This is a genomic window from Cellulomonas sp. P4_B5_2, assembly GCF_056402235.1.
This window is the reverse complement of sequence record NZ_JBFUHU010000112.1, coordinates 1-10,305: the sequence shown is the minus strand read 5'-3', so window position 1 is coordinate 10,305 and position 10,305 is coordinate 1. Positions and strand designations below refer to the sequence as shown.

Below are 10,305 nucleotides of genomic sequence, written 5' to 3'. Positions count from 1 at the left end.
GATTGAGGCGGTGCCCGCGCCCCTGCTCTTCATCCTCTCGGGGCTGACGCAGTACCTGGGCGCGGCGCTCGCGGTCGGCATCTTCGGCACGGTTGCCCCGGCCACGGTGGCGTGGCTGCGCATCGCGGTCGCCGCCGTGGTGCTGGTCCTGTGGCGACGCCCGTGGCGGTCCCGGTTCACCCGGCAGGACCTGCGCACCGCCGTGGTGTTCGGCGTCGTCCTGGGCGTCATGAACGTGGCGTTCTACATCGCCATCGACCACCTGCCCCTGGGCACCGCGGTGTCCATCGAGTTCCTGGGCCCGGTGGCGGTCGCTGCCTTCACGGGCCGCGGCTGGCGGGACCGGGTGGGCATCGCGATCGCCGGGATCGGCGTCGTCCTGCTCGCCGGGGTGAGCCTGGACACCGGGCCGGACGCGGTGATCGGGCTCGTGGCGATCGCCGTCGCGGCCACCTGCTGGGCGGCGTACATCCTGCTCGGCCGGCGGGTGGCCCGCGCGCCGACCGGCGGGATCACCGGTCTGTCGGTGGCCATGGCGGCGGGGGCGGTCGTGCTCGGACCCTGCCTGGCCTGGGGTGCCGGACCCGTGCTGCGCGACCCGCAGCTGGCGGCGCTGGTCGTCGGGATCGCGGTGTGCTCGTCGGTGATCCCGTACGCGCTCGAGCAGGTGGTCCTGCGGCGCGTCCGGGCCGCGACGTTCGCCGTGCTGCTGGCGATGCTCCCCGCGACGGCCGCGGTGATCGGGGCCGTGATGCTCCAGCAGGTGCCGCACGGGCTCGAGGTGGTCGGGCTGCTCCTGGTCTCGGGCGCGATCGTGCTGACCGGGCTCGACCGCGAGGAGCCGCCGACGGACGAGGCGCCGCCGCCGGCCTGACGTGCTGGCTAGAGGTACTGGCCCGTGGACGGGTTCCGCCCGGTGGGGTCGGTCGCGGGTGCGTCCAGGCCCGGCACCGGACCGGACGGCAGCTGGCGGCGCATGCCGCTCAGCTGGTTCTGTGCGGCCACCTGCTGCGCCACGAGCGCGGTCTGGATGCCGTGGAAGAGGCCCTCGAGCCATCCCACCAGCTGCGCCTGGGCGATCCGGAGCTCGGCGTCGGACGGCGCCTGGTCCTCGACGAACGGCAGCGTGATCCGGTGCAGCTCCGCCACGAGCTCGGGGGAGAGGCCCTCCTCGAGCTCGTGCAGGGACCGCTCGTGGATCTCGGCCAGGCGGGCGCGGGCCGCGTCGTCGAGCGGGGCGCTGCGCACCTCGTCGAGCAGCTGCTTGATCATCGTGCCGATGCGCATGACCTTCGCCGGCTGGCCCACCAGCGACACGATGTCCTCGGGCTCGTCGTCGTCGGCCTCGGCGGGGTCGATCACCACCACGCGCGGCTTCTCGTCGGTCGGGGCGGCGTCCTGCGGCTCGTTGTCGGTCACCAGGGCATTCTCACCGACTCCGGTCCTGAGCGCAGCGATCGGGAGGCTCTCTGTGCTCGCTAGGGTGTGCGCCATGGCCTGGCTCACCACACCTGCCCATGCCCGGTGGCTCGAGGACGAGACCGACCGGCTCCTCGACTTCGGACGGGCCTCGGCGGTCCCCGGCGGGTTCGCCCGCCAGGACGAGGCCGGTGCCGCGGTCGACGGTCCGCTCGAGCTCTGGATCGCGTGCCGCATGACCCACGTCTACGCGATCGGGCACCTGCTGGGCCGCCCGGGGTCCGCGGCGCTCGTCGACCACGGCCTCGCCGCGCTGACCGGCGCCTTCCACGACGACGAGCACGGCGGCTGGTTCGCCGAGGTCGAGCGCGACGGCACCCCGCGGGACACCGACAAGGCCGCGTACCCGCACGCGTTCGTCGTCCTGGCCGCCTCCAGCGCCGCCGCCGCGGGCAGGCCGGGCGCCCGCGCGCTGCTCGACGAGGCGCTCGCCGTCTCCGAGCAGCGGTTCTGGGACGACGAGGCCGGCATGGTCGTCGAGCAGTGGGACCGGGGGTTCAGCACGCTCGACGGCTACCGCGGCGTGAACGCCAACATGCACACGGTCGAGGCCTACCTCGCGGCCGCCGACGTCACCGGGCAGCGCGTCTGGCTGGACCGGGCGCTGCGGATCGTCGAGCGCGTCGTGCACGGGTTCGCCGCGGGCAACCAGTGGCGCATCCCGGAGCACTTCGACGCCGACTGGGTGCCGGACCTCGAGTACAACGCGGACACCCCGGCGCACCCGTTCCGCCCCTACGGCGCGACGATCGGCCACTGGCTGGAGTGGGCGCGGCTGACCCTGCACGCGCGCGGCGCGATCACCGCCCGCGGCGACGTCGCCCCCGCCTGGATGCTCGAGGACGCGATCTCGCTCTTCGACGCGGCCGTGCGCGAGGGCTGGGACGTCGACGGGGCCCCCGGGTTCGTCTACACGGTCGACTGGTCGGGCGCGCCCGTGGTGCGCGAGCGGATGCACTGGGTGGCCGCCGAGGGCGTGGCTGCGGCCGCGGCCCTGCACGCCGCCACCGGCGAGCAGCGGTTCGACGACGCGTACACGCAGTGGTGGGAGTACATCGGCGCGCACCACCTGGACCGCGTCGGCGGGTCGTGGTGGCACGAGCTCGGCACCGACAACCAGGTGTCGCGCACGGTGTGGGCCGGCAAGGCCGACCTCTATCACGCGGTGCAGGCGACGCTGATCCCGCGCCTGCCGCTGACCCCGGTGATCGTCCCGGCCCTGGCCGCGGGTCTGCTCGACTGACACCAGTCGGGACGTCCGCACCTCCGGTCGTCCCGGCGCTCGATCGTGCGGACGTCAGGGGATCAGCAGGACCTTGCCGAACGCCTCGCCGGACTCCAGCATCCGGTGGGCGTCGCCGGCCCGGTCGAACGGCAGCCGCGCGTGCACGACCGGACGCACGGACCCGTCGGCGACGAACGGCCACGCGTGGCGGCGGACGCCGTCCATGATCGCGACCTTCTGATGGTGCGGGCGCGAGCGCAGCATCGTGCCGAGGATGCTGGCCCGCTTGGTCAGCAGCGCCGACAGGTCCAGCTCCCCGCGGCGCCCCTGCTGCATGCCGATCACGACCAGGCGCCCGTCGTCGGCGAGCATCGCAAGGTTGTCCGCGAGGCCACCGGCGCCCAGGACGTCGAGCACCACGTCCACGCCGTGACCGTCCGTGGCGTCCCGCACCCGCGCGACGAGGTCCGGCTCGCGGTGGTCGAGGGCCACGTCCGCCCCGAGGTCGCGGACGCGGGCCGTGCGCTGCGGCCCCCCGGCCGTCGCGATCACGCGGGTGCCCAGGACGTGCGCCAGCTGGACCGCGATCGAGCCGACCCCGCCCGAGCCGCCGCGGACCAGCAGGTTCTCCCCGGGGGAGAGCCGTGCGGCCCGAAGGTTCGACCACACGGTCGCGAGCGCCTCGGGCAGTGCCGCGGCGTCGACGAGCGGCAGCCCCTCCGGGAGCCGGAGCGCCAGCTCGGCCGGCACCGTGACCAGCTCGGCGTACCCGCCGCCGGAGAGCAGCGCCGCGACCCGGTCGCCCACCTGGAGGTCGTCGGCCCCCAGGTCCGAGCCGCGCGCGACCACGGTCCCCGAGACCTCGAGCCCCGGCCACGCGGGCGCGCCGTCCGGCGGGGGATAGTGGCCCGCGCGCTGGAGCAGGTCCGCCCTGTTGACCCCGGCGGCGACGACCTCCACGAGGAGGTCCCGGGCGCCCGGGACGGGGTCCGGCAGGTCCTCGACGGCGAGGACGTCCGGTTCGCCCGGCTTGGTGATCACGACCCCACGCACGTCCGTACGGTATCGCCGCAGGCCCTGTGCAGGTCGGCGGAGCCGGGGTGCTAGCACACGACACCCGAAAGGGGTGGCCGGTCGGCGTATCCCCGCGGGTGAGGTCCATGGCAAACTCTGCCGCGGGCTAATGGTCTGGCGTCCAACAGCCGATGAAGGCCATCGGGACACTCCTGGGTCATACGGCCCAGATTGAACGACCGGCACGACCTGGTGGCAACACCGGTTGTCGGAAGACGGAAGGGAACGACATGCTGCGACGGCTCGGCATCCGCGCCAAAGTGATGGCTGTCCTTGCCGTCCCCATGATCGTGCTGCTCGCAGCCGGTGGGTACATCTCGTGGAACGCACTCTCCGAGCTGCGCTACGCCCAGGCCGCCGACAGCGTCATCACGGTGCTCCAGGCGTACACGCCGGTCTCGACCAACATGCAGGCCGAGCGGATCCTGTCGCTCAACGGCGGCACCGCCGAGCAGATCGCCGCCGCCCGCAAGGCCACGGACGAAGCGCTCGCGTCGGTCCGGCCGATCACGGCCGACCTGGACCTGAGCCAGTTCCCCAAGCCGGTCGTCGACCAGTTCGTCGAGGTCCAGCTGGCGCACAACACGATGCTTCCCGCCGTCCGTACCGGTGTCGACATCAAGTCCCAGCGTGCGCAGATCGAGCGCAACTACGCGCAGATCATCGAGGGTCAGCTGTCGCTGATGGAGCAGGTCTCCAACAGCCTCGAGAACCGCGACCTGGCCGCGCACGTCACGGCGTACCGCGAGATCGGTACCACCGCCGACAACCTGGTCGTCGAGATGATCGACGGCATCGCGCTGCTGACCACCCGCGCCGCGGCCCCCGCCTCCGTCCGCCAGTACGCCACCCAGGTCTCCGCCACCGAGCTGGCCCGCGGGCGCGCCCAGTACGCCGTCACCGCCCTGGGCGTGGACGACCTGGCGCTCCCGACCAAGGACCCGACCTCCAACTTCACGCGGATGCGCGCCCTCCTCGAGCAGGGCAACCCGCAGGGCTTCGCCCAGATCGACGTCGCGGGCTACCTCAAAGAGATCCAGGACCAGCTGGGCACCCTCTCGACGCTGAACGACGACGTCCTGACCACCGCCAGCGACGTCGCCGGCCAGGCGGTCGACGACGCACGGAGCCGGACGTTCATCACCATCGGCATCGTCGTCCTGGCCCTCGCGGCCTCGCTGGCCTTCGCCCTCCTCGTCTCCCGCGGGATCGTCGTCCCGCTGCGCCGCCTGACCAAGGCGGCGGCCGACGTCCGCGAGCAGCTGCCGCGACTCGTCGAGCAGGTGGCCATCCCCGGTGAGGGGCCGCAGATCACCCTGGCGCCCATCCCCGTGACGTCCCGCGACGAGGTCGGCCAGCTGGCCGCCGCGTTCAACTCGGTGAACTCGACCACGGTCCAGGTCGCCCAGGAGCAGGCCGCCCTGCGTGGCTCCATCGCGGAGATGTTCGTCAACGTGGCCCGCCGCGACCAGGTGCTCCTCAACCGCCAGCTGTCGTTCATCGACTCCCTGGAGCGTGCCGAGGAAGACCCGAGCACGCTGGCCAACCTGTTCCGCCTCGACCACCTCGCCACCCGCATGCGTCGTAACGCGGAGTCCCTCCTCGTGCTCGCCGGCATCGACTCGGGTCGTCGTCTGCGCGACGCCATGCCGCTGTCGGACGTGGTCCGCACCGCCTCGTCGGAGATCGAGCAGTACGACCGCGTCGAGCTCGACCTGCAGGTCGACCCGCACATGCACGGGTTCAACGCCCTCGGCGCCGCCCACCTGCTCGCCGAGCTCCTCGAGAACGCGACGATCTTCTCCGAGCCGGAGACGCCCGTCACGGTCACCACCGGTGTCTCGGGCCAGTTCGTGGTGGTCCGCATCCTCGACCAGGGCCTCGGCATGAGCGACGCCGAGCTCGACGCCGCGAACGCGAAGATCATCTCGACCTCCGCCAGCGACTCCCTGGGCAACCAGCGCCTCGGCCTCTTCGTGGTCGGCCGCATCGCCCAGCGCCTGGGCGCCGACGTCAAGCTGCTCAAGGCCGCGCACGGCACCGGCACCGAGACGATCGTCCGCTTCCCGGCCACGCTGTTCGTGATGACCGAGACCAACCTCTACGGCAACGGTGCCCCGGCCCAGCTGGCCGCGCCGCGCAACGACCCGGGCCTGCCCCAGATCGAGGCACCCGTCGTCGAGGCCGTCGACCTCGCCGCCCTGACCGACGGCCAGACGTCGCTCGGCCTGCCGCACCGCCGCCGTCGCGACGACGGCTCCGACGAGCCCGTCGGCCCGATCCCCGTCACCGAGYTGGCGCAGTCCTCCGGGCTGCCGACGCGGTCGAAGAAGACGTTCGACGAGGACAACCTCGTCCTGCCCGAGGCCCCGGACGGCCACATCGCGCCCGAGATCTCCGCCGCCGGCTCCGACTGGAAGCCGGAGACGCTGGCCCCGCTCAAGGGCGGTCTGCCGAGCCGTAGCCGTGCCGCCACGTCCGCGTGGGCGAAGCCGGAGGAGCCGACCAGCACGGCCAGCGCCCCCGCGCCCGCCCCCGCCGCTCGCGCCGGCCTGTTCTCCGGCTTCCGCGGACGCACCGAGACCCCTGCGTCCACCGACACCGGCGAGAACCTCGTCGTCCCCGGCCTCATGTCCGAGGACGAGGACCGCGCGCTGCCGCCCGCCCAGTCCAACGCCGTCCGCGCCCCGTGGATGTCGAGCGGTGCGCACGCCGCACCGGCCGAGCCGATCGTGATCCCGCAGCTCGCGGACGAGGACGACTCGTGGGAGGTGCAGGAGGCCGGCAACCGCGAGGCACGGGCCGCCGAGACCGCCGCGGCGGACGCCGCCGCGCGGGCCGAGCAGACCGAGTCCGCTCCTGCGGCCGAGGAGGCGCCCGTCTGGGAGCCGACTCCCGCCTGGGCACAGACCGAGACGCCCGCCGCGCCGACCCCGGCGTGGGAGCCCCCGGCTGTCGCGCAGACCCCGGCCTGGGACGAGCCCGCCGTGGCGGAGACCCCCGCGTGGGAGGCTCCCGCTGTCGCGGAGGCCCCGGCGTGGGAGGCTCCCGCTGTCGCGGAGTCCCCGACCTGGGACGAGACCGCCGCCGCGCAGGCTCCGGCCTGGGACGAGACCGCCGTGGCGGAGACCGCCGCATGGGAGGCTCCCGCTGTCGCGGAGACCCCCGCGTGGGAGGCTCCCGCTGTCGCGGAGGACCCGGCGTGGGAGGCTCCCGCCGTCGCGGGGACCCCGACCTGGGACGCGACCGCCGTGGCGGAGACCCCGGCGTGGGAGGCCCCCGCGGTCGCCGAGACCCCCGGCTTCGACGCCCCGGCTGCCGAGACCCGTACCTGGGACGAGACCACCGGAGCCGAGACCTCGGCGTGGGTCGCGCCCTCGACGTCCGACTCGCAGGCCTGGGACCAGGCGATCGTCGACGACGAGCCCGCCTGGCAGGCCCCCGTCGTCGGCGAGGAGGCTCCGGTCGCCCTCGCGGGACGCGTCACCCCGGCGGCAGCGCCGGCGGAGGACGTGGCTGCGCCGGACGCACCCGTGGCGCCCGTCCAGAGCTTCACCTCGTACAGCGGCTACGCCGGCTGGGGCGCCCCCGCCGCGCCGTACCAGCCGTTCGAGCGGACGCTCGACGAGGCCCGCGCCTGGCACACCGGCGCCATGCCGATCGTGCCGGAGCCCGTTGCCGCAGCTGCCCAGCCCGTGGCCGAGCCGGCTCAGGCCGTCGAGGAGCCCGAGGCGCCCGCCATTGACGACGCCGCCTGGCCGGTCCCCGTCTGGGAGCCGCCGACCTGGCAGGCGCCCGAGTGGGCGGAGCAGGCCACCGAGGCTGCCCCGGTCGCCGAGGCGGCGCCCGAGCCGCAGCCCGAGCCCGAGGTCGCCGTCGTCGACGGTGTCGCGTTCCGTCGCGTCTACCTCGAGCCCGAGCCCGCATACGGCACGGACACCGCGGCCGAGGCCGAGCCGCAGCCCGAGCCCGTCGCCGTGCAGGAGGTGCCCGCGTGGGCAGCTCCCGTGCAGGAGGCGCCGGCGTGGGCCACGCAGGCCCCGCAGCCGCAGGTCGACGAGCCGACGCAGATGTTCACGCCGATCGAGGCGGCAGCCGCCGTCACGCCCGAGCCCGTCGCGTACGCCCCGCAGGCACCCGCCTACGAGGCCCCGGTGACGTTCGCGGCACCCGAGCCCGTCGCCGCACCGGCGTGGGCGCCGACGGCGTCGGCTCCGGCCGCGCCGGCACCCGAGGCACCGTTCTCCGAGCTCGTGCAGTCGCAGTCCGACGACGCCAAGGGGCGTCGCCGCTGGGGGCTGTTCGGTCGGAAGAAGGGCGACGAGGTCACCCCTGAGCCCGCCGCCCCGGTCGCGCAGGCGCCGGTCGCCCCGGAGCCCGCCAGCCAGGTCGCCCCCGTGCGGACCTCGGCGTGGACGTCGGAGTCAGCAGCTCCGCAGTCGCCGTCCGGCGCGGACTCGTCGCAGTCGTGGATGGCGTCGACCACCTGGTCGGCTCCGGCACCTGCCGCGCCGCTGCCCAAGGCTCCGGCTCCCCTGGAGCCCGCCGGCGCCGGCCAGTGGTCGCCGCCGGAGTGGGCTGCACGCCCGGGCGGCAACCGCGCCCCCTCGTCGACGGTCCCGCAGCCCGCGCTGCCGCCGTCGGTCGCGCCGCGCGTCGGCACGCTCGACGACGAGGTGGCCGCCATGCTGGCCCTTCGTTCGGACATCCAGGAGCAGGCACTCTCCGAGCTCTCCCAGCTGTCGGCCTACCGGCCGGCCGCGACGGGTGGCAACGCGGAGCGCCTGATCAAGCGAGTCCCCACAGCTGTCCCGGCGACGACCGTCTCCGAGGACGAAGGGAAGCCCGTGGAGCGTGATGCGGACCAGCTCCGGTCGCGTCTGTCGAGCTTCCAGTCCGGGACCTCTCGTGGCCGTCGTGCCATGGAGGACCCGTCCGGCCAGAACGGCGTGAGCTGATGACTGCCCCCAACCCCACTACCGTCGTCACCGCCATGGTGGCGTCTGACCCCGCAGTCATCGACTGCACCAGCAAGGAGGAAGTGTGACCGCGCTCAGCACCGATGCAGCCAACTTCGGCTGGCTCCTGGACAACTTCGTCCGGACCGTGCCCGGCACTCGCCACACACTCGTGGTGTCTGCGGACGGTCTCCTCATGGCGATGTCCGAGCAGCTCGACCGCACCAGCGGCGACCAGCTCGCGGCGATCGTCTCCGGGATGTCAAGCCTGACCCGTGGCGCCGCGCGCCAGCTCCGTGCGGGGGAGGTGCGTCAGTCGATCATCGAGATGGACTCTCTGTTCCTCTTCCTCATGAGCGTCTCGAACGGCTCTGTCCTCGCCGTGGTCGCGGAGTCCAGCTGCGACGTGGGCCTCGTCGGCTACGAGATGGCGATGCTCGTCTCCCGTACCGAATCGACCCTCACGCCGCAGCTCATCTCCGAGATGCGGGGTCAGCTCCCTGTCGACGGCGTCACTCGCACGCCGGTCGCCTGAGGCTACGGAGAGAGACAGACACATGACAGAGCACATCGAGTACGAGGCCAGGACGGTCCGGCCCTACGCCGTGACCGGTGGCCGCGTGCGCTCGGCGCGCTCCGACCTGCCTCTCGAGGCGCTGGTCGAGGCAATGCCCGGCGCCGTCACGAGCCAGGGGCTCCCGCCTGAGAAGCGGGCGATCCTGCAACATGCCGCCTCCAACTACATCTCGGTAGCCGAGCTCTCCGCTCTGCTCCACCTGCCGCTCGGCGTGATCCGGATCCTCGTGTCCGACCTCTCCGACCAGCAGTTCGTGCGTGTGCACACCTCACAGCCGGTCGAGGTCAACACCGGTGAGTCCCCTGCCCTGTCCCTCAGCGTGCTGGAGAGTGTTCTCAATGGCATTTCCGCCCTCTGACGCCGCTGTGGCCGCTCCGGCGGGCACGGCAGGAAGCGTCGCACCCACCGTCGTCAAGATCGTCGTCGCAGGCGGCTTCGCCGTCGGCAAGACGACCTTCATCGGCTCCATCTCGGACATCGAGCCCCTCAACACCGAGGCCGCGATGACCGAGCACTCTGTCGGCGTCGACGACGCCGGCGGTGTGTCGGACCGCAAGACCACCACCACGGTGGCGATGGACTTCGGTCGCATCGCCCTGCCGGGGTCGCTCTGGCTCTACCTGTTCGGTACCCCTGGCCAGGACCGGTTCCTGTTCATGTGGGACGACCTGGTCCGCGGCGCCATCGGTGCCGTCGTCCTCGTCGACACCGACCGGCTCGACCAGTGCTTCCCGGCCGTGGACTACTTCGAGAGCCGTGGCATCCCGTTCGTCGTGGGTGTCAACTGCTTCGACGGCGTCGCCAAGCACCAGCTGGACGACGTCCGTGAGGCGCTCGCGATCCCGGCGCACGTGCCGGTGCTCTACACGGACGCCCGGTCGCGCGCGGCCACCAAGCAGGCGCTGATCTCCCTCGTGCAGCTCGCGATGGAGCGTCTGCGCAGCCGGTGACCCGAGAGGTCTCACCCGACTGCGGCCGGTCCCCTGCGGGGG

At 73.3% G+C, this 10,305-nt stretch carries 8 protein-coding genes; 6 read left to right on the top strand and 2 right to left on the bottom strand.

What is annotated here, in order from left to right; translation table 11 throughout:
* A partial coding sequence (locus tag AC1DUQ_RS10000; protein WP_477073730.1) for an EamA family transporter occupies positions 1-874 on the top strand: 874 nt, incomplete at its 5' end.
* 8 nt (positions 875-882) lie between these two features.
* Here the strand turns inward: AC1DUQ_RS10000 and AC1DUQ_RS09995 are convergent.
* Positions 883-1,419 carry a bacterial proteasome activator family protein gene (locus AC1DUQ_RS09995; RefSeq protein WP_477059782.1) on the bottom strand — a complete coding sequence of 179 codons (537 nt, stop codon included), beginning with the start codon at positions 1,417-1,419 and terminating at the stop codon, positions 883-885.
* A gap of 73 nt (positions 1,420-1,492) precedes the next feature.
* Between AC1DUQ_RS09995 and AC1DUQ_RS09990 the strand changes: the two genes are divergently transcribed.
* On the top strand, positions 1,493-2,722 hold the full coding sequence (locus AC1DUQ_RS09990) for an AGE family epimerase/isomerase (protein ID WP_477059783.1): 1,230 nt from the start codon (positions 1,493-1,495) through the stop codon (positions 2,720-2,722).
* Between the two features lie 54 nt (positions 2,723-2,776).
* On the opposite strand, the gene AC1DUQ_RS09985 is transcribed toward AC1DUQ_RS09990, so the two are convergent.
* Positions 2,777-3,757 carry an NAD(P)H-quinone oxidoreductase gene (locus AC1DUQ_RS09985; RefSeq protein WP_477059784.1) on the bottom strand — a complete coding sequence of 327 codons (981 nt, stop codon included), beginning with the start codon at positions 3,755-3,757 and terminating at the stop codon, positions 2,777-2,779.
* 251 nt (positions 3,758-4,008) lie between these two features.
* Here AC1DUQ_RS09985 and AC1DUQ_RS09980 point away from each other — a divergent pair, with 251 nt between their 5' ends.
* The 4 genes from AC1DUQ_RS09980 (at position 4,009) to AC1DUQ_RS09965 (ending at position 10,263) form a co-directional block, all read left to right on the top strand.
* Positions 4,009-8,736: an ATP-binding protein gene (locus AC1DUQ_RS09980; RefSeq protein WP_477059785.1), complete on the top strand. Its 4,728-nt coding sequence runs from the start codon at positions 4,009-4,011 to the stop codon at positions 8,734-8,736.
* Positions 8,737-8,821: 85 nt separating this feature from the next.
* On the top strand, positions 8,822-9,271 hold the full coding sequence (locus AC1DUQ_RS09975; RefSeq protein WP_477059786.1) for a roadblock/LC7 domain-containing protein: 450 nt from the start codon (positions 8,822-8,824) through the stop codon (positions 9,269-9,271).
* Between the two features lie 22 nt (positions 9,272-9,293).
* Positions 9,294-9,671 carry a DUF742 domain-containing protein gene (locus AC1DUQ_RS09970; RefSeq protein ID WP_477059787.1) on the top strand — a complete coding sequence of 126 codons (378 nt, stop codon included), beginning with the start codon at positions 9,294-9,296 and terminating at the stop codon, positions 9,669-9,671.
* The gene (locus tag AC1DUQ_RS09965) at positions 9,652-10,263 is read left to right on the top strand and encodes a GTP-binding protein (protein ID WP_055916480.1); all 612 of its coding nucleotides are present in this window, start codon (positions 9,652-9,654) and stop codon (positions 10,261-10,263) included. Before AC1DUQ_RS09970 ends, AC1DUQ_RS09965 begins: the two co-directional genes overlap by 20 nt.
* Positions 10,264-10,305 lie beyond the last annotated feature (42 nt).